20 protein-coding genes are annotated in these 20,047 nt (G+C 40.0%); 12 read left to right on the top strand and 8 right to left on the bottom strand.

Going from position 1 to position 20,047, the window contains the following annotated elements; genetic code table 11:
- Positions 1-394: 394 nt before the first annotated feature.
- The 3 genes from RM368_RS03495 to cofH all read left to right on the top strand — a co-directional run bounded on the left by RM368_RS03495 (position 395) and on the right by cofH (position 3,469).
- On the top strand, positions 395-586 hold the full coding sequence (locus tag RM368_RS03495; RefSeq protein WP_292740972.1) for a CbtB domain-containing protein: 192 nt from the start codon (positions 395-397) through the stop codon (positions 584-586).
- A 309-nt stretch (positions 587-895) separates the two neighbouring features.
- Entirely contained in the window at positions 896-2,065 is a 1,170-nt protein-coding gene (locus tag RM368_RS03490) for a hypothetical protein (RefSeq protein WP_322692756.1), read from the top strand.
- Positions 2,066-2,326: 261 nt separating this feature from the next.
- On the top strand, positions 2,327-3,469 hold the full coding sequence (gene cofH / locus RM368_RS03485; RefSeq protein WP_322692755.1) for a 7,8-didemethyl-8-hydroxy-5-deazariboflavin synthase subunit CofH: 1,143 nt from the start codon (positions 2,327-2,329) through the stop codon (positions 3,467-3,469).
- 146 nt (positions 3,470-3,615) lie between these two features.
- Here cofH and RM368_RS03480 read toward each other — a convergent pair whose 3' ends face one another.
- Together RM368_RS03480 and RM368_RS03475 are read right to left on the bottom strand one after the other, a co-directional pair.
- Positions 3,616-4,287 carry a hypothetical protein gene (locus RM368_RS03480; RefSeq protein WP_322692754.1) on the bottom strand — a complete coding sequence of 224 codons (672 nt, stop codon included), beginning with the start codon at positions 4,285-4,287 and terminating at the stop codon, positions 3,616-3,618.
- Positions 4,288-4,310: 23 nt separating this feature from the next.
- Positions 4,311-4,556, bottom strand: coding sequence for a hypothetical protein (locus RM368_RS03475; protein WP_322692753.1), 246 nt, complete (start codon positions 4,554-4,556; stop codon positions 4,311-4,313).
- Between the two features lie 411 nt (positions 4,557-4,967).
- On the opposite strand from RM368_RS03475, the gene RM368_RS03470 reads away from it, so the two are divergent.
- Both RM368_RS03470 and RM368_RS03465 read left to right on the top strand, forming a co-directional pair.
- Positions 4,968-5,642, top strand: a complete 675-nt coding sequence (locus RM368_RS03470) for a response regulator transcription factor (protein WP_322692752.1) — start codon at positions 4,968-4,970, stop codon at positions 5,640-5,642.
- Positions 5,643-5,678: 36 nt separating this feature from the next.
- On the top strand, positions 5,679-6,911 hold the full coding sequence (locus tag RM368_RS03465) for a HAMP domain-containing histidine kinase (protein ID WP_322692751.1): 1,233 nt from the start codon (positions 5,679-5,681) through the stop codon (positions 6,909-6,911).
- A 23-nt stretch (positions 6,912-6,934) separates the two neighbouring features.
- On the opposite strand, the gene RM368_RS03460 is transcribed toward RM368_RS03465, so the two are convergent.
- Positions 6,935-7,420, bottom strand: a complete 486-nt coding sequence (locus tag RM368_RS03460) for a PepSY domain-containing protein (RefSeq protein WP_322692750.1) — start codon at positions 7,418-7,420, stop codon at positions 6,935-6,937.
- Positions 7,421-7,696: 276 nt separating this feature from the next.
- Here RM368_RS03460 and RM368_RS03455 point away from each other — a divergent pair, with 276 nt between their 5' ends.
- From RM368_RS03455 to RM368_RS03435, 5 genes are all read left to right on the top strand, one after another.
- Positions 7,697-8,467, top strand: coding sequence for a hypothetical protein (locus RM368_RS03455; protein ID WP_322692749.1), 771 nt, complete (start codon positions 7,697-7,699; stop codon positions 8,465-8,467).
- A 159-nt stretch (positions 8,468-8,626) separates the two neighbouring features.
- The gene (locus RM368_RS03450) at positions 8,627-9,364 is read left to right on the top strand and encodes a hypothetical protein (protein ID WP_322692748.1); all 738 of its coding nucleotides are present in this window, start codon (positions 8,627-8,629) and stop codon (positions 9,362-9,364) included.
- Between the two features lie 28 nt (positions 9,365-9,392).
- Positions 9,393-10,091 (top strand): phosphatase PAP2 family protein, encoded by a 699-nt coding sequence (locus RM368_RS03445; RefSeq protein WP_322692747.1) that lies wholly within the window; start codon positions 9,393-9,395, stop codon positions 10,089-10,091.
- A 230-nt stretch (positions 10,092-10,321) separates the two neighbouring features.
- The gene (gene psb27 / locus RM368_RS03440; protein ID WP_322692746.1) at positions 10,322-10,726 is read left to right on the top strand and encodes a photosystem II protein Psb27; all 405 of its coding nucleotides are present in this window, start codon (positions 10,322-10,324) and stop codon (positions 10,724-10,726) included.
- A 737-nt stretch (positions 10,727-11,463) separates the two neighbouring features.
- Complete coding sequence (locus RM368_RS03435; protein WP_322692745.1) at positions 11,464-12,960, top strand: family 10 glycosylhydrolase; 1,497 nt, start codon at positions 11,464-11,466, stop codon at positions 12,958-12,960.
- A gap of 112 nt (positions 12,961-13,072) precedes the next feature.
- Here the strand turns inward: RM368_RS03435 and RM368_RS03430 are convergent, their stop codons facing one another.
- The 5 genes from RM368_RS03430 to RM368_RS03410 form a co-directional block, all read right to left on the bottom strand.
- Complete coding sequence (locus RM368_RS03430) at positions 13,073-13,699, bottom strand: chloramphenicol phosphotransferase CPT family protein (protein ID WP_322692744.1); 627 nt, start codon at positions 13,697-13,699, stop codon at positions 13,073-13,075.
- A gap of 176 nt (positions 13,700-13,875) precedes the next feature.
- Positions 13,876-14,472, bottom strand: coding sequence for a molybdenum cofactor guanylyltransferase (locus RM368_RS03425; RefSeq protein ID WP_322692743.1), 597 nt, complete (start codon positions 14,470-14,472; stop codon positions 13,876-13,878).
- A gap of 1 nt (position 14,473) precedes the next feature.
- Positions 14,474-14,851 (bottom strand): VOC family protein, encoded by a 378-nt coding sequence (locus RM368_RS03420; protein ID WP_322692742.1) that lies wholly within the window; start codon positions 14,849-14,851, stop codon positions 14,474-14,476.
- A 25-nt stretch (positions 14,852-14,876) separates the two neighbouring features.
- Positions 14,877-16,934 (bottom strand): thioredoxin domain-containing protein, encoded by a 2,058-nt coding sequence (locus tag RM368_RS03415; protein WP_322692741.1) that lies wholly within the window; start codon positions 16,932-16,934, stop codon positions 14,877-14,879.
- A 345-nt stretch (positions 16,935-17,279) separates the two neighbouring features.
- Complete coding sequence (locus RM368_RS03410; RefSeq protein ID WP_322692787.1) at positions 17,280-17,462, bottom strand: hypothetical protein; 183 nt, start codon at positions 17,460-17,462, stop codon at positions 17,280-17,282.
- A gap of 450 nt (positions 17,463-17,912) precedes the next feature.
- On the opposite strand from RM368_RS03410, the gene clpP reads away from it, so the two are divergent.
- Together clpP and RM368_RS03400 are read left to right on the top strand one after the other, a co-directional pair.
- Positions 17,913-18,524 (top strand): ATP-dependent Clp endopeptidase proteolytic subunit ClpP, encoded by a 612-nt coding sequence (gene clpP, locus RM368_RS03405; RefSeq protein WP_322692740.1) that lies wholly within the window; start codon positions 17,913-17,915, stop codon positions 18,522-18,524.
- Positions 18,525-19,173: 649 nt separating this feature from the next.
- The gene (locus RM368_RS03400; RefSeq protein WP_322670747.1) at positions 19,174-19,647 is read left to right on the top strand and encodes a hypothetical protein; all 474 of its coding nucleotides are present in this window, start codon (positions 19,174-19,176) and stop codon (positions 19,645-19,647) included.
- Positions 19,648-20,047: the final 400 nt, after the last annotated feature.

The following is a 20,047-nucleotide window of genomic DNA, read 5'->3' as shown; positions in this document are numbered from 1 at the left end:
GACACAAGCAAGAAACTATTGCTAATCTCTAGTGTATTGAATTGGTTTAGAGATAATATAAGTTACCTTTATTCAAGGAATTTTGAATGCTTGGCAATGTAAGAACTTTTAATTTTTAATTTTTATCTGTTACCTTCGTGTTAGCAACGCTGAAAATGCCGTCACTCAAAATCATGTGTCATTCTTTTGTTATTTGTATGGACTTTATGTGTAGATTTCTGCATCGCGATCGCTCGATGTCAAAGGATAGTATAGTATTCACTAAAGTCGAATTACATAATACATCTGATACACACTTGTCAAATACAAAGTTGATGGTATATCTTTTTGCAATCAAGTGGCGTTATGCCCTTGGATTGATGAATTACCCAAATTTATTATTAGGAGGTCAAAAATGACTACTTTTTCTCATATTTCACTATTGCAGAAGACCGCAGGTATTACCTTATCCAAACCTGTTCAGGTAACGCTTTATATGCTTCTATCTTCTTTAGTTATCTGGACTGTTTTATTCTCTACCTATCCTGCGGTTCATAACACAGCACACTCAGCGCGTCACCACACATTAGGCGTTGCATGTCACTAAATTATCATAATCACAAGATTTTTATTTAGGTGCATGAAGCTTTGCTACATCACATAACAAAGTTACGACGCTAAAATAGTGCAAATTTCGCGCCAGTTTTTTGCTGGAAAATAACTTTTAGGTTTTGTAGAGATGCTTTGTTTATCATCTCTACATCACCTTAACTTGATTTAAGATGATGTCTGATTTCTGACTAATTCTTTGACTGGGATTTTTTTACTTAGTAATAATCGGGAGTAACTTTCATCCACTGCTATGAAAGCTTAACTTGCAGAAATTACATAAGCTTCACATTTACCGTAAGTTTGTATGAAAAAATATCGACTTTTTGGAGTTATCAGCACTGTTTGCATTGTTTTGTCAGTTCTTTATTCCTTTGTGGGAAATTCCCAAGTTCCTACGTCCAGAGTCTTACTTTCTACCAACCCACCTTTAGAACGTATTCTCCCCTTTGAAGCAGAAGCAGAAAAACCACAATCTCCTGTTACTTTGACTTTACAAGCTGTTGATTCTGCGGGTAAATCTTTAACAAATGCCAAAATTAATTTACAAATTTTGACACCACCGCGTAATCCTTGGTTAACAACAGATTTTCCCATTGTTGAGGGGACAAAATTGTTGCAAATGAATGCCAATGCACCTGATGGTAAACTAGAAATTCAGCAGATGTTACCTATCCGTGGTAATTACCAGCTATTAGTTAAAGTGTCACCTTTAGTAGCAAACACTTTTGCTGCTTATGAACAAACCTTAAATTTAAATGTCCACGAAAATCCAATCAAATATAAATATTTTGCTGTCATTGCAGCCATTTTACTGTCACTTGGATTGTTAGGTGGTTGGATTATTGGCGGACAAGAAGAACTACAACAAGGAGAAATTGCACCACAGTCAGTCCGCCTTTTATTAAGTGCATTAACTGTAGTGGCTATAGTAACCCTATTAGTTATCAATATTAGTGCAGAAGTTGCAGAAGCTCATGGCAGCGAACATCACTCAACTAATACTGAAACGATCGCACCATCATCTCAAAAATCTCAGGGATTAGAAATCAATCTAGAGGGAGATAAAAACGCAACTGTCGGAAAACTTGCGAATTTAGCGCTACAGGTGAAAGATAGCACAACCGGACAACCTATAACAGATGTAGCATTGCAAGTGAAAGCGATCGCCGCAGAACACAATTTAACAGTCTTTGACTACAAAGGTATTCCCGACGAACAAGGGAAGTTAACATGGCTTGAACAATTTTTCGATGGTTCACCCCACAAAATCGAGGTGGAAGCAACTCCTTTACCAGGATCTAGCCGTCAATTTACACCAGTGAAAGTAGCGCAGGAAGTTGAAGTTGAAGCGATCGCACCACCAATTTACATCCGATTGATTGGTTTATTCTACTTTACAGCCTTTGTCGGTATTGGTATGGCGATTGGATTGTTAATACAAAATCGACGAAAACCACAAGCAAGGACAAATTAGTAATATCATTGTACTAAAAATTCCTGCTAATACAAAGATGTAGATTAATCTATTAAAATAGTTGTGGTTGAACCATAACTATTTTTTTATTAATGGGTTTTATAAACTAAAGTAGTGTTATTAAATAAGCTCTTTTAACTCCTTTCAAGGTAAAACTTATATTCAAATTTGGTATTTTCAATAAATTACTATATTTATTAAGTAGAATTTTATTATTTACAAGCTCATAAAATTAAGATTTACCGAGAAATTAAGAAAGTAATGCTGACAAAAATTGCGTTTGAAACAATTCTAGAACGTGCTTTGATGGGATACGACTTGTCCTCGGAAGAGGGAGTCGTATTGTTACAACAAACAGAGCCAGAGGCGATCGCCGCAATACGTACTACATCCGATACACTTCGCCACACTCAAGCAGGCGATACTGTCACCTACATAATTAACCGTAATATTAACTTTACTAATATTTGTGAGCAACACTGTAGTTTTTGTGCATTCCGTCGAGATGATGGTGATGCCGATGCATACTGGTTAGATTCGGCGCAAATTTTGGAAAAAGCCACAGATGCAGTAAAACGGGGTGCAACAGAAATCTGTATGCAGGGGGGATTAAATCCACAAGCACTGATAAATGGTAAATCTTTGCCCTATTATCTCAAAGTCGTAGAAACCATTAAACAGAAATTTCCCCACATACATCTCCATGCTTTCTCTCCTCAAGAAGTGCAATTTATCGCCAGACTTGACGGACTGGAATATGCTGAGGTGATTGCTGCTTTACGCGATGCTGGTGTTGGCTCAATGCCGGGAACAGCAGCAGAAGTATTAGACGATGAAGTTAGGCGAATATTGTGTCCAGAGAAGATTGACACAGCCACTTGGCTAGAAATTGTCAGTACCGCTCATAAATTAGGCTTGCATACTACCAGCACCATGTTATCCGGGCATATTGAAACCCACGAACAGCAAATCGGACATTTAGAAAAATTGCGATCGCTCCAAAAAACTGCCATCAATCGGGGATATCCAGCCAGGATTACAGAGTTTATTTTATTACCCTTCGTAGGTCAAGAAGCGCCCAAATCCTTACGTCGCCGTGTCGGACGCGATCAACCAGTTTTAAGTGATGCACTGCTATTAGGGGCTGTAGCGCGGATTTACTTAGGTAATTGGATTCCCAACCATCAGCAGAGTTGGGTAAAACTAGGACTTACAGGCGCGACAGAATCCTTAGCTTGGGGTTGCAACGATATCGGTGGCACCTTGATGGAGGAACACATTACCACAATGGCAGGTGCTTTAGGCGGTACGTGTATGGAAGTGGAAACTTTACAAACTGCGATCGCTTCTTTAGGAAGACCTTATCAACAACGAAATACTCTTTATCAGAAAATTAGGAGTTAAGAAAAAAATTCCTCTTCAATCTCCTTACTCTGTGTTCTCTGTGCCTCTGTGGTTAAATAAATTGCTTTTCAACCGCAAAGGCACAGAGCAATCAAAGAGAAAAAACAGATTTTACAAGTCAGCTTAAAAAAGCTAATCTTCAACCCTTAACTGATTTCTTTGCGTTGTCTACATAGAGAGGCAGTTAACATCAAGCCTATAAAAGATAACAAGCCAATATTTGTATTTGGCTCTGGAACTGCATCAATATCAGAAATTTCTAACCCTGGTAACTTTTTAGTATCTTCCTTCACCGCACCCTGTAATAAATTGGGATTTAAACCCAACGCATCTAGAGCAGTAACAGCTATTTGAGTTGTTTTTACAGACTGTGTTTGGATTGTACCTTTGAGTCCAGAAGCTAAAATACCGCTAGCAGCAATCAATCCAACATGGGTATCGTCATCTGAAAAACCTCCATGTTCAGCCCTTTTTGTACTATCTGAAATCACATATCCAGGATTCAATTTGATAATGAAATCTGGTGTACGGTCATCTGACAAAGGATTACCAAAGCCTGCTTGTTGTAATGCGTTACCAGATAAAATCTCATTAATCGCCGGATTTTTGAGATTTTTTAAAAGAGTTGTCGCAGTATCAGCTTGGCTTTGATCTGCAAGCCAAAACAACCCAATATCATCTTGTGTTGCATGATTTACGGTAATCCCAGCTTTTTCTAAAACATCTGTAAATGTGTTTTCGGAAATCAGGGTAGCTGTTCCTTGACGGGGACTTTGACCGTGTTTTGCTGTCAATACCACTAATGTTGAATCAAACAAATTTTGTTGCTTCAATGCATTAACTATGTGTAAGTAACACCATTTGCTTGTAAATTATTAATATTTGATAAATAAGGTTGAAGCAAAGGATCGTCGATATCAGCATCATGCAGTCCATCAACTGATAAAAGCAATATATGTTGGTAAAGGCTGGCTGCTGTTGCTGCTGAGTTATTAAATTGTAAAAATGTCTGCCCTGTTAAAATAACTGTGCTAAAAATCACTGTTTTGAAAACAGTAGGTAGATAAGAATTACTAAATCGAGTCATTCTATTTATTTCCTTTGCTGATAAAGTACCCTATGTATTGTTTTAGGCTTGTGGTTATTAGCGTTATGAATCAACGCCAATTAATAGTTATAGATCCGAATATGAATAAGCTAAAACAATACGAAAATTTGTAAATACACTCGCTTACAAAGGTATTTAGTTACTAAATAGCAAAAGTTTAAATTCCTCTATTTGTCGTTACCCCTATTGAAGTAAGCATTTAACTTAGGAATCTATCATTTGATGAATCAGCTTAATTGGGATTGCATATCTTGAGCGCTCATAGGAAACATTAATCAGCTCAGATTAAGTTAAAATTAATAAAATATGATAAAAAAATTAAGATTAACCTTGTAGGTAAGATATTCCTCGTTCGTATTAGAAGACCTTAATAATTTAGAGATGGAGTATATGAGAATTTTGCTAGTTGAAGATGACGATCGCATTGCGAAGCCATTAGCTGAATTTTTAAGAAGACAACACCATATTGTGGATATAACAAATGATGGGTTGGCAGCTTGGGAATGGTCGCAATCAGCATTATATGAGCTAATTTTGTTAGATTTAATGCTTCCTAAATTAGATGGAATTGCTTTATGTAAGCGTTTACGCGCTGCTTCATCTAATGTTCTAATTTTAATGTTGACGGCACGAGATACAACAGGCGACAAAATTATCGGACTCGATGCTGGTGCTGATGATTATTTGGTTAAGCCATTTGAATTAAAAGAATTAGCAGCACGCATCAGAGCTTTAGCTCGAAGAACTCCAGAGATTCGTCCCCAGATTTTAATCCACGGTGATTTGCAACTAGACCCAGCAACTCAACAGGTTACTTATGCAGGCAATATCATATCATTAACTCCTAAAGAATATATGATATTAGAATATTTTCTAAAAAATCCAAATCAAGTTATCACTCGTTCGGCAATTCTTGATAAATTGTGGGATTTTGATAAATCTTCGGGAGAAGGAAGTATTAAAACTCATATTACAAATTTGCGGAATAAACTTAGAGCATCTGGAAGTTCAGAAGATTTGATTGAAAATATCTATGGCATTGGTTATCGTTTAGGACACAATTAAAATAATTTTATCTAAATTTTTTAGAGCAGAAAAAATGTGTTTCAAAGAATCAGATATCGTTTATTGTTGTCTTATTTAGTTGTGTTCGCATCGCTACTGGCAATATTTGCGATCGCAGTCCGATTTGCTTTCACTCGCAGCTTGACTGAACAAATTACAGATAAACTCATAGCAATAGGAAAAGGTGCTGCTGCAAATGTAGAGTTGGAAGAAGGTCGCCTGACAGTTGAAAGTGACTTTCGTCCACAAGACTTAATTGCTTCTCATCAAGCTTTGCAGTGGTTTGATACTCAAGGAAATTTGATTAACCAACAGGGAAAAACTGTTTTAAACTTGCCTTTTTCCCCCAAAAAAATAGTACAATTTCAGACTGGTAAAATCCCCATCCAAGCAGTAAATGTACCAATTATTGCTAGCGATAATGGTGAGCTAGTTGGGTATGTAAGGGTAAGTCAATCTTTAGAAGAATTTGATGAAACTCTCCAAAAATTGGATTGGGGATTAAGCGGTGGGATTATTATAACTTTGGTTCTGAGTGGTATTGGCGGAATTTTACTAACTCATCAAGCAATGCAACCCATTGAAGAGAGTTTTGAAAGACTCAAACAATTTACTGCTGATGCTTCCCACGAACTACGCAGTCCGTTAATGGCTATTAAAATTAATGCTGAGTTAGCCCTGGAATATCCAGAAGAAATAGGCCCAAAAGACGCAGAAAAATTTCAGGCGATCGCCAACGCTACCAACCAAATGACTCGCCTCACAGAAGACTTACTGATGTTAGCACGCACTGATAGAGTTTCCAATCAAAATAGGGATACTCTCAATTTAACGTCAATATTAGAGAACCTAATCCAACTGTATAAACCTCAAGCTGATGCCAAACAAATTAATTTGAAAATTCAATTAATTGCTAATCTTCAGCTAATAGGTGATTCAGTTCAATTAACGCGACTGTTTACTAATTTAATTGAGAATGCGCTCTACTATACATCATCAGGAGGCGTAGTAGAAATTAAAACCAGTCGTGTGGGTTCCCAGCTTTATGTCAACGTGCAAGATACAGGCGTAGGAATTGCACCAGAGGATATTGACAAGGTTTTTGAGCGTTTTTGGCGAGCAGATCGATCTCGTGCTTATTGGTCAGGTGGTTCTGGTTTAGGGCTAGCGATCGCTCAAGCAATCGCCCAAAATCACAATGGATTAATTAGTGTTACGAGTCAATTAGAAGTTGGTAGTTGTTTTACTGTGCGTTTACCAACTTCTTAACAATTTGATTTTAAGTTCCCTACTTACTTACCATCATCATTGGTTTCGCGATCGCCATCACGACTTTCTTTAACTTGAATACTACTCTTGGGACGAGTGGCTTCATTCTTCTCATCTTGTTGATTGGCATTTTCAACATAGAGAACTTTGCCGTTACCAGCATCTACTGTAACTTCTTGCTGACCAATTTCTACAGCATAAATTAAGTTGCCATCTTCATTTTCGAGTTTGACACTTTTGGCTTTACCTCCCACCGATGCTTCACTTGCTTGCTGTGCTTGTTGTGCTGTAATTTTAGCTAGCGGTTGCAGTTTTGCCGCTTCTTGTGCATCGTCGTTGGTTTCACCATCTCCATCACTGGCTTCAGCAACTTGGATAGCACTATGATGCTGACGTGCAATTGCTACGAAAGATTGTGGTTGTTTTGCAGAAACAACTCTCGACAATCCAGCAAATCCCAAAGTACCAACAAAAGCTGCTGCCAAAATAATTTTTGTTGAAGTCTTCATACTTGTAAAATCCCTTGAAGTCTGGCTTTGTATTTTCACAGTAAGTAATAAAAGTCAAGAAATAGTCAAGATTGGTTTGAAGTTAACAAATTTCATATCAAGTAGTGAAATTAATTTTTAATAATAAATTTTAGTTATTTCTAGTGCCTATATTCGGACAAAATTACTTTTTCAATAAAATCTTGACTATTTCTTGACTTTTGCTGTGTAAAGTACAATCACTCAGTAATTTATGGCAACACAGATAACTTTAAAATGTGATGTCATCTCACTTCTATGGAAAAATCAAAAAAGATAAAGAATATGAATAAGATTCTAAACAGGGTTCCAAAAGTTACAATTTACTTCTGGATTATTAAGGTTTTGGCAACCACAGTAGGTGAAACCGCAGCAGATTTTCTGTCAGCAACCCTGAACCTTGGTTTAGGCGTTACATCCTACATTATGAGCGGTGTGTTACTGATTGCACTGTTAAATCAATTTAAGCTTAAACGTTATGTTCCAACAAGTTTCTGGTTTGTGGTCGTTTTGATAAGTATCGTTGGCACATTGATTACTGATAGATTAGTAGACGAGCTTGGAGTTAGTTTGGTAACAACTACTGTAATTTTTAGTATTTCCTTGTTGGCAGTTTTTGCGCTCTGGTATTTAAACGAAAAGACATTAGCTATGCACTCTATCAATACAGCTAAAAGAGAGCTTTTTTATTGGGTAGCTGTTTTGTTTACCTTTGCCTTGGGCACTGCAACAGGAGACCTATTGGCAGAGTCTTTGAAATTAGGTTATGCACAATCAGCACTGGTATTTGGTGCTTCAATTGCAATTATAACCATTAGTTATTATTACTTGTGGATGAATGCAGTTTTGGCATTCTGGTTAGCTTACATCTTGACTCGTCCGCTTGGAGCATCGATAGGTGATTTACTATCCCAATCTCCTACAAATGGTGGCTTTGGTTTTGGTACTGTCGGAACCAGCATACTTTTTCTTTCTATAATTATCAGTTTGGTTATTTACTTAAGCTTTAAGCAAAAGAAATTAGCTTGACAGCCGATTGACCGCCAAGAATAATTAGCGATCGCCTTCTCGATATTGGGCATTTTTCTGTTTGCGATCTGTTGATTTGGTGGTTATTGACTCTTTCCACTACGATGAAATCGTAAGTTCCAATAAATTATAATAACCCGACAGTAAGTAGGATCTAAAATGAGTAAACTTCCACAAATCACTGCCTTCTTTTGGATCATGAAGATATGTGCCACAACTCTGGGAGAGACGGCAGGAGACCTTTTATCGATGACGCTAAATGTCGGCTACGCCATTAGCTCGATGATATTAATTGGAGTGTTTTTAACTACTCTTGTGTCTCAATTGATATCGAAAAGCTATCATCCATTACTTTATTGGACTGTCATCCTTTCAACTAGCACGGCTGGTACAACAATGTCAGATTACATGGATCGCACTTTAGGTCTGGGCTACGCTGCGGGGACTACAATTTTAGTCACCATTCTCTTGGCTATTTTAGTGTTCTGGCGATTTAGTGTTGGATCTCTGTCCGTTAATAACATCAAAACACCTAAAATTGAGTTGCTTTATTGGACTGCAATTCTATTTTCAAATACTTTGGGAACTGCCTTGGGCGATTTCCTGGCTGATACTTCTGGACTTGGATTTGCAGGAGGAGCGCTCCTAATTGCTGGTTTGCTTGCCTTAGTATTGGCAGCACATTATTATACTCAAATTTCCCAAGTTATGTTGTTTTGGATTGCGTTTGTCTTAACTAGACCATTTGGTGCAACCCTGGGGGATATTATGACAAAATCACACGCAAAAGGTGGCCTCGATTTTGGAACTATCGGCTCATCCATAGTCCTTGTGTCAATACTTGGAGTTTGTATTATATTTACAACTCTAAATCAGAAAAAAACTAATAATGGCTAAGACTTCTAATGATGAATGAGATTAAAGTATGCTCCGAAAAATTTCTAGTTTCTGGTTGCGTCATATACATCCTCGTTTTGCTCCCTTAATTGCCACAGTTGGTATTGTTGGACTTGCTAGTTGTCTGCTCGTACTTTTTGTTTTAGCAAAATTAGCTGAAGAGGTTTTGGAGCAAGAAGCTTTTACATTTGATACTAGTTTTTTGTTATGGCTACATCAGTTTGCCAATCCGCATTTAGATAATTTAATGCTGTTTATTACAAATCTTGGTAATCCTAGTACAGTGGTTATAGTTGCAGGCGCAACTTTCTTGTTACTTTGGTGGAAACGCTATCGAGAAGAAGCAAAAATTTTTGTACTTGTTTGCTTGGGAGGGTTAATTTTAAATACAGGGCTAAAGTTGCTTTTTTCTAAACCTCGCCCTGAACTGTGGCATCGCTTGATTTCTGAAAAATCTTTTAGTTTTCCTAGCGGTCATGCGCTAGGTTCTATGGTGCTTTATGGTTTTATTGCTTACGAATTGGCAATTCATTATCCCCATTTTGCTAAAATTATTTACAGTTTGACAGTTATTTTTATTGCTGCTATTGGTATCAGCCGCTTATATTTAGGAGTCCATTGGCCCACAGACATAATTGCAGGTTATGGAGTTGGTTTTTTGTGGCTGATGATATGTATTACGATGCTGAAATTGCAAAGATTGAGGCAGGGAAATTTAGTTGATTAAATCCTATCAACCTCTAATTCCATAACTTCTCAGAGAAAACATAGCAATGATAATTGTCCAATCAGATTTTTTAATCACCTGATTTTTGCCCAAGATGCTTGTAGATTAGCGCCTTTGAGGGAATGAAACAGCCCTGCTTTCTATTCCCTACTCTTCACTCTTCACTCAATTGATCCCCAAGTTACCAATCCAAGATAGGATGGACGTTGATTTACGTATTGTTTTACTTAATGCATATGAAGCGCTATTGGTCGCGTTTGCTTGCGCTGGTTTTAGTTGTAGCTATCGGCTTAATGGGTTGTTCTGGCAGTCCAGATAGTTTGACTGGGGATTATCGTCAAGACACCTTAGCTGTGGTCAATATTATGAGACAAGCTCTGGATCTTTCACAAGATTCACCAGACAAGGCAGCAATTCAAGCAGAAGCGCGGCAAAAAATTAATGACTTTTCAGCTCGCTACCAGCGAGTTAACTCTGTTTCTGGTCTTGGCTCGTTTACAACCATACGAACAGCCCTCAATTCTCTGGCTGGACATTACAGTTCTTACCCAAATCGTCCTGTACCCGAAAAACTCAAAACTCGTCTAGAAAAAGAGTTGCAACAGGTAGAGGCGGCGTTGAAACGTGGCGGTTAGTTATTAACTATTGCTTACTCCATCATCAATAGTCAGGAGTCAAAAATTTTGGCTCTTGGCTATTTTGTTTATTAACAGGAGACAGTGTTTCGACACAACGACCGGCTCAGTGCATCGCTACGCTCAACAACCAGGCAGAAGGCAGAAGGCAGAAACTCTTTATATCTGATGCGTAAGTCCTGCATTTTATAGCTCATTTACTTGAAAAATGCTGTAACAATAATGCAAGTCGATGCATTCACAATGCAAGCCAATGCATTCACAATGCAAGCCAATGCATTCACAATGCAAGTCGATGCATTCACAATGCAAGTCGATGCATTCACAATGCAAGCCAATGCATTCACAATGCAAGCTGATGCATTCACAATGCAAGCTGATGCATTCACAATGCAAGTCGATGCATTCACATTGAGGGTGAAGTTTTAATATCTACTTAAATACACTGAAAACCGCTATACAAAATACGGCAACAGAAATAGACCTTTGAGAGTCTTAAAAAAATAGGTTTTAAAACCCTTAGTATTTAACTATATAATTCGATACACGTTGCCCACAATTAATTGAATTGGGATCGATGATTATCACAAATTAAAGGCTTTAAGACTGAACGTCAAAACGTAGCTCAGAGTTAGAGCCACTCTGTCTTTTCTCAGTTACCCTGTGGTAAACAAGTTACAGTCAGAATTTAAATCCCTGTCTGAAACTCTTTTGAATTTGTTCATCTACTGGTAGGTATGTCTAACTGTCCCTTGAAGGTTGCAATATCGATATTATTTTGGCGACGCTTATTTGCTGTTGTTTTTACTAGTAGTTTTTTGCTCCCCAACTTGGGAAGCGAACCCGCAAGGGCGCAAGTAAATGAGTATTGTCAGTTATCATCAGCTGCGGCGCAACAAAAAGAAAGCTTACGTTTGTCAGCACTCAAAGGCAAACAAGATGCTCAAACGCGCTACCAAAGCATAATACAAGAACAGGCGCAGAAATTAAAGCAATGTCGCTCTCGAACTTGGCCGCAAACTCAAGCCCTTTGGTTACGCTTGTATCCCTGTGACGTTCAGCCAGGAATAATCGATCAGGTTATGGATCGGATTGTTAATGGCGGCTATAACCAAGTTTATATAGAAGTATTTTACGATGGGCAGGTACTATTACCAGCAAGAGCTAACCCGACAGTTTGGCCTGCTGTGATTCGCACTCCAGGGGCAGAAAATATTGATATACTCGCTACGGCAATTAAAAAAGGTCGGCAACGTGGTTTGAAGGTCTATGCCTGGATGTTTACCACAAATTTCGGCTATACTTACGCCCAGCGCCCAGATAGAGCAAGTGCGATCGCTCGTAATGGCAAAGGTCAAACAAGTTTATATGTGGTAGATAATGGCTCTCAACTATTTATCGACCCCTACAACCTGCAAGCAAAACGCGATTATTACCAATTAGTACAACAAGTTTTGCGCCGTCGTCCAGATGGCTTGCTATTGGATTACGTGCGTTATCCTCGCCAAGCGGGAAGTGATTCTATCGCCACTAAAGTTTCAGATTTATGGTTATTTAGTCCCGCAACCCAAGAAGCTTTATTTAAACGGGCACAGAATTACAAAGCGCTGGACTTGATTCGTCGCTTTTTAAGCAAAGGATTTGTCACTGGGGGAGATGTAGCTGAAGTTGATAAACTTTATCCTCAAGAAGGTGAACCTCTTTGGCAAGGACGCAACCCACTAGCGCAAAAGTCAATCCTGCCTGCAACCGATAGACAAAGAATTTTACAATGGGACTTGTGGCAGCTTGCCGTTGCCCACGCTATGCAAGGAATTCTAGATTTTGTCACCATCGCTAGTTACCCAGCGAAGCAGCAAGGTGTTTCTACAGGAGTGGTGTTTTTTCCTGATGGCAACCAAACTGTTGGACAAGGGTATGATTCTCGTTTGCAACCTTGGGATCGGTTCCCCAATACATTAGAGTGGCATCCTATGGCTTATGGAAATTGCGGTAATGCCAGTTGTATCGTGTCGCAAGTGCAACGGGTTTTGAGTATGGCAAAACCGGGTACGCAGATAATCCCAGCTTTAGCCGGTCAGTGGGGAAAATCTGTTAGTAATCGTCCATCCCTAGAAGTGCAAATGCAGGCACTCCGCCAATTTGCCCCCCAACTGAAGGGAGTTAGCCACTTTGCCTATTCTTGGCAATATCCTCAGAATGATAGCGATCGCAAATTCTGTCGAGTTAAGTAGACTTCTTGCAGAATTAGTAAAAAGGGATTGAATTTCCCTTTTAACTTTTAACTGATAGAATCACACTTTACAAATTCATACCAAATATAGTTAACACAGTCATAACTACAGGTTAAGTATAGTGTGTAGCGAGTCGTTGGAATGCCGACGGGATTGGACTATCTGCGAGGTACTGGCGTATCATCTCAGCACACGCACCTGGGCTTAACAAAGAAGTATCCACTTCCAGGTCATAGATGCCAGGGATGTGGACTTCACGTTGCCATAACTGAACCGGATGTGGTATTGGAGAGTCAGCTGTACTTCCCACATTCCACCCCGTGTTTTGTCGTCGTTCCATAACGATCTCGATGGGGCAGTGAACGCCTACAAACAAAACCGGCAATCCCTTCAAACGTCGGGCACTATCGGCCAGAATACCCCGCTTTATTGCGTAAGCGTCATGGTGTCCGACATCAACCACGACATTCAGACCCAAGCGGCTGTGGGCAGCGATAGACTCATACATGGCGCTGTAAAGAACGGGAACAAAGGGTTCGATGTCCTGGCGTTCTCCCCCTGGCCGCAAACCAATCCCAGGAAGGTATCGTGCGGGAGTCATTTGCATAAATCTATCAACACCCAAATTCATCCACAGACCATCAAATGTCTCCTGAATCACTGCGACAATGCTCGACTTCCCCGATCGCGGGACACCATTCAGGATGATAATTTGTCCTAGCTCCTGTGTCTGCCCCATGATTCCTCCTCGCATCCTTAATTAATACATATAGTTAGCAGTTCCACGTTAGGGCTAAAACTTTGAATAGGCAAGAATTCAGGAGTCAGAATTCAGAATTCAGAATCAAGACGCTGCGTGTAGATATATTAGAATTTCGGCAGGTTCAGTTCGCGATTAAGTCCCTACTTTTCAACTCAATTTAAAGCCAAGTCCTCTGGTGTATTACAGTTAAATAGCATTTCGGGTTCTGCTAAAGGCAAAACTTCTACCGGATATTGCCGAAGCCACTGCTGAAACGATCGCCCCCCTTGGTTGATAAACTCTAGAAGTTGTGGCAAACAGCGAAGGCGATAGAAACCACACAGAGGTTCCCAGCCTTTGGGATGATAGGCTAAAGCTGCGATCGCATTATCCTCCACGCGATCGAGTCTAGTTATCCAATCTTGCAACACCTCAACCCGCAACCTCGGCAAATCGCAAGCTAGCAACAGCACCCATTCTGTCTCTACTTCAGCTAGCCCTTGAGCAAATCCAACTAAAGGCCCGTGGGCTAAAGATTCTCCAGACAAAGGAACTTCTCGGATAAACTGACAACCGAGCAAAAGCAAGTCTTGATAGCGTTCTGGCCAGGGAGTGACTACATAAACAACATCAGCACAGCCTTTGGCAATCCCACAAACTCGCTGTAACAACGGCACTCCTTGAATAGGAATCAAGGCTTTATCTTGACCCATGCGAGAACTTTTACCGCCTGCTAAAACTATGGCGGTTAATTTGCTGCGGGTAGTCATGTTAGTTTTCTGGCTCAAAAAACGTAATGCACACACCAGCTACATCAATAATCGCAAACTCCTTTATTCCCCAAGGTTTCGTTTGCAATTGACCGTTGGGATGAATAATTTGTCCGCCTAGTGCCTGAAATTCCTGATAAAGTTGCTCAATACCATCAACTTTAATCCGAAAAGTTGTCCATTCCGCTAGGTATCGATCATCATTTTTTTGCAGAAAAATTTCTGCAAAGTCGCGTTTAATAATTGCCATAGTGACCGGATCGCCTTCTTTATGGATTGTTGTAAAACCAAGTTGTTCATAGAAAGCGATCGCTTTTTTCATATCGCCACCAGCAGGAATAATAGGACTGATGTTTCCAAGTACAGGCGGTTTATTCATGGTTATGCGTCTGATGTTGCCAAAATTATCCTCTATTCTGACTTTTCTGGACTTGCTGCAATAAATGCTCTACATTTGCTGCTGGAGCAAGGCACTTCAAACCTTGGCAAACTAACCCAACGCTTCCCTCTGGTAAATCAGATGTGATGGCAAACACAGCCGCGGGTAAATACTTGGGAATCAAAGCGTTTATTTGCTCGCTGGTGCTACGAATCAAGGTAGAATTACGATACCAATCCAAACCTGTAAACAAACTGGGACAAGCTTGGGGAGCGCGATGCATTATACTCCTAAAAGCTTTCAAACCAAGTTCTGCTAAATCTAAATAATCTAGATTATCGGTGAGTAGGGCCAGACGCACAAGGTTAGCGATCGCAATTCCATTAGCTGATGGTGTGGCATTATCTGCGTAACTACGTTCTCTGACGATTAAATCTTGACTAGAATCACTTGATGTATTATGATATCCACCTAACTCTACACTCCAGAGAAATTGGTTGAATTCATCTTGGATAGCGATCGCATTTTTTAACCATTGCTCATGCTCAGGGTTGCAAGCTTGTAAATCCAAGAGAGCTTTAACAAACAAAGCGTAATCTTCAGACTGCGCTAAAACGGTTGGTTCTCCTTGATAGTTGAGTCTCTGGAAACGCCCATCGACAAACTGATTTTCCAAAATAAAATTCGCCGCTCGTGCTGCTAATTCCAGGTACAAAGGTTGTTGGAAAACCCCAGCAGCCTTAGCTAGCCCAGAAATCATCAAGCTATTCCAGGCGACAATCATCTTTGTATCTGTCACCGAGGGAATGCGACCTGGCCAGTTAGTGGTTTTTGCTTCTTGATTGTTGCGAGCCGGGGGAAAAGTTTCCAGGGACTCAGAATTAACGCCATAACGAGCGGTAAACAGTTTACTCAGTGTCATTTCCAGCGTTGCACTCAGTTGACCTGAATGGCGTCTTTGCAAAACATTACGTCCTTCAAAGTTGCCGTTAGGCGTCACCGTAAACTGCTGTTGTAATTGTGTTAATTCTTCAGGCGTTAACAGTTGTTGTAGTTCGCTGTAACTCCAAACATAAAAGGCTCCTTCTTCTGGTTCTACCGCCGTAGATTCAGTGAAGCTATCGGCATCTTGAGCAGCATAGAAGTAACCTTCAGGCGCAGTCATTTCCCGCTTCAGCCATTGTACAGTTCCAGCAATTGCCCTCTCAAAGGCTGGCTCTTGTACTCCTGCACTCCATAAAGAAGCCAGATACTCGACAACCTGTCCATTGTCGTAGAGCATCTTTTCAAAGTGGGGTACTGTCCAAGTCGGGTCAACAGTATAGCGATGAAAACCACCGCCTACATGGTCATAAATGCCCCCCAGCGCCAAGTCTAGTCCCCTTTGGGTGCAAACTTGCTTGCCATCATAGCGAGATTCAAAATTAAATCGAGTTCCCCGCAGTGCTAATTCTGTATAGGGAATCATCGGAAAACTGTTGCCAGATTGATTAGGAGTAATTACGCCTGTACTGGTTTCCCAACCTTGGCGGAGTAATTCATGGTCTTCAAGCTCATCTGTTGTACCGTCTTGCAACACCGCAGACGTAAGCAGAGACTCAATAATTAGGGCTTTGCGTTGTTGTAATTCTTGTTTTTCTGTATCGTAATAACGGCGAAGCGCTTGCAAAACTTGCAAAAATCCCGGACGACCATAGCGGGGGTCTACAGGGAAATAAGTACCAGCGTAAAACGGTACTAAATCTTCTGGGGAAAGAAAAATATTTAAAGGCCAACCCCCTTGACCGCTCATCATCTGCAAAGCTTGCATATAAATGCTATCGAGGTCTGGTCTTTCTTCCCTGTCTACTTTGATGGGAAGATAATTAGCATTCATGTAGTCAGCGATCGCAATATCAGAAAAAGCTTCGCCTTCCATGACAGTACACCAGTGGCAACTAGAATAGCCAATGGAAAGAAAAATCGGTTTATTTTGCGCCCTTGCAGTTGCAAGTGCTTCATCACACCAAGGCCACCAATCAATTGGGTTTTCGGCGTGTTTGCGGAGATAGAGGCTCTTAGCTTCAGCAAGGCGATTAGTCATGATCAAATGCCAGTAGTTGCCTTCTTTGCTCAGTCTACCCCGTTCTCAAGAATGTTACCTTAAGACAGCTATATACATTAAGTAAGAAACTCAACGAGCGAATTATCCCTTTGTTTTTTATCTCGCCTAAGTAAGTTGGTGTAAAAAATGCAGTTTTGTAGTCAGCGCTAACTACAAAGCAATTAATTATTTTTATCTAAGGGACTTTCAGCGAACGTAGGGGCGCAAGGCCTTGTGCCTCTACAAATCTACAAATAATTTAGGATAATTTATTTTTTCTCAGTCCCAAATAATTGGGTTTATGTACGCCTTCTTACTTACACCATTGCAATTTATGAAACATTTTTATTGAAAAGATCGCAATAGCAAGCTAACAATATTTGGTGGCGTTTCTCGCACAGGTGATGCTGTCTTTGTTTGTATTAAAGTATTTGGGCTAAGTCCTGCTATCAGATGGAGCAAGAAGGTGATGATGGCGGCTTGTATAAGTTTTTCCAGCATGGCACGTCTCTTGTGAATGGATAGCATTTCAACTGCGACTGGTTATTCTAAATACACCTCGTACTCACGATTTACCGAATCTAACAAAAATAACTTGATAAATGCCGAAGGAAATCCTAAAAAAATGTTTAAAATGTTACTGCTCGTTAACATAATTCCCTAAGCAAATCGGATTTCGGTTATCGGTCTAGTCGATACATCGCCAAGGTTGTACAGCACAGTCCGAGATATAAGATTGGCGACAATCGAAGTTTTTTGATTTATTCTTCCCGAAACCGGGATATTTTCTTAGACAGCTTTTGTCGCTAAAAAGTGCCCTTGGAGGTTGAATCTATTGCAAAAGCAAATTTTGCTCCTTTGTTGAATAAGACAGAATAGGCAAGATTTACTTATATCCATCTGGGAATAGTAGAGATCAGCCCCAGTTTCGTGCTGTCACCGATAAAATGTATTTAAAGTAGCCACAAACACGCTTCCATGATTCCTATCGTTATTGAACAATCGGGTCGAGGTGAACGCGCCTTTGACATCTACTCACGGCTGTTACGTGAGCGCATCATCTTTTTGGGACAACAAGTTGATAACAATATTGCCAACTTGATTGTTGCCCAACTGCTGTATTTGGATGCTGAAGACCCGGAGAAAGACATTTATATGTACATCAATTCTCCCGGTGGTTCGGTGACGGCTGGTATGGGCATTTTTGACACTATGAAACATATTCGCCCTGATGTCTGTACAATTTGTACCGGATTGGCGGCGAGTATGGGCGCTTTTCTCCTCAGCGCGGGTACTAAGGGTAAGCGGATGAGTCTACCCCATTCTCGGATTATGATTCATCAACCTTTAGGCGGCGCTCAAGGACAGGCGACTGATATTGAAATTCAGGCGCGGGAAATTCTCTATCATAAGCGGCGGCTAAATGACTATTTAGCCGAACATACAGGTCAACCAATTGAGCGGATTGCTGAAGATACTGAACGTGACTTTTTCATGTCGCCAGAGGAAGCCAGGGACTACGGTTTGATTGACCAAGTAATTGACCGTCACTCCGCTGGTAGCCGCCCAGCAGTTGCTGTTCTTAATTAATAGTCACGATTGGTAAATAGTGATTTACCACTTTTAATTTTTTAAACCCTAAAAATAACCCCTTTTCATAACTGAAGAGGGGTTATTTGAATTACAGCAGTTTTTATGTATTTAGACCACAATTATGAGACCTAACCCCAGCCCCTTCCCTACTAGCGTTGGGGAGAAAATCAAAGCCTCTCTCCTCGTAGGAGAGAGGAATGGAAGTGAGGTCTATTTGTGGTTCATTTACCTGAAAATAGCTGTAAAAACTCGATTTTAAAGCGTCAAGATCCTATTTGTCGAGATGAAGGTAGTCTCGATCCGGTAGCAGATATTGAATAATTTCCAACTTTTGATTGTCTGAAGATACACATTTCGATCCTGACATAGGATCGTCAAAAGTTGTGAATAACCATAATTTGTCGCTTTACACTAGCCTCAAAACTAGTTTGCTGGAGTGCAGCGATGTTATCAAAACAAACTTTTTGTGACTAAATAATACCAAGCAATTTAAATTTTATTTTCAACTTCATACTATTAAGGTCTTTTTCAGACTGTATTTTTTTTATTAAAAGCTTAATTTAGATTTAGATTACAAAGACACTAAGTCATTTTGTACAGTGTGTAATACCAAAAATCAATACATTTATCTTCAGGAAGAAACATCATGAATTGCTTCAAATCAAGTCTTAAGCTAACGTTGCTAACTTTATTAACTTGTGGATTGGTTTCCCCAGCTTTTGCGACACCCGATAACGACAATAGCATTTTTGCAGCCGATTTTGAAGGTAATTTGAATAGTGGTCAAGGATTTCTTCAGATTAAAGGCGATGTGACCACCACCGATGACTTAGAAGACTTTAGAAAAGTCCTACTTACGGGGCGCTCTAATTTACGTTTAAGACTGGAAGGCGTTGCCCCGAACGGAGGACGGACAGATTTGTTATTAGTTAGGGATTCAAACAACAATGGTCAAATTGATCGCAATCAAGGCGAAGTGATTGGCCAAAGTCGCGACTCATTTTCCCACCAAATTACACGCCAGAATCTAGCCGCAGGAAATTACTTCGTCATTATCCGGAGCAGACAGTTTAGCTCAAACAAAGTTCAGTATCAAGTCAGTGTAGATGCACGGGTGTAATCAATCCTGTAAACTCGCCGATCAAAAGCGCGATCGCACTTTTGATCTTTCTCAACTCAAGAGGGTATTTTTCCCTCGTTAACCCTAATCCACTAATTGTCTTCTTTGTCAATACATAAGTTCTAGACGAATCAATTCTGGATAGCCCAGGTGCGGTACAATTTCAATTCGCACACGAGGCATAGTTAATCACAGTTTTATTTCCGTCCAAATAATACTATCTTTGGCAAATTCGTATTAGTTATTACTAGGAGTTATGCAAAAATTGCTAAAAAGCTTAATTTATCGAACCACCTTCTCTGTGAGAGGCTGACGCCAACGCGCAGCGTATCGAAAAGAAGAGCGCCGAGAATTCGTAGAGTATGCGTAAGCCCTAATTACAAATGAAAAATCACAAATG

It is taken from the genome of Nostoc sp. DedSLP03, assembly GCF_034530815.1.
Taxonomy (GTDB): domain Bacteria; phylum Cyanobacteriota; class Cyanobacteriia; order Cyanobacteriales; family Nostocaceae; genus Nostoc.
Note: the sequence above shows the minus strand (reverse complement) of the source record. Positions and strands in the feature narration are given on the sequence as shown.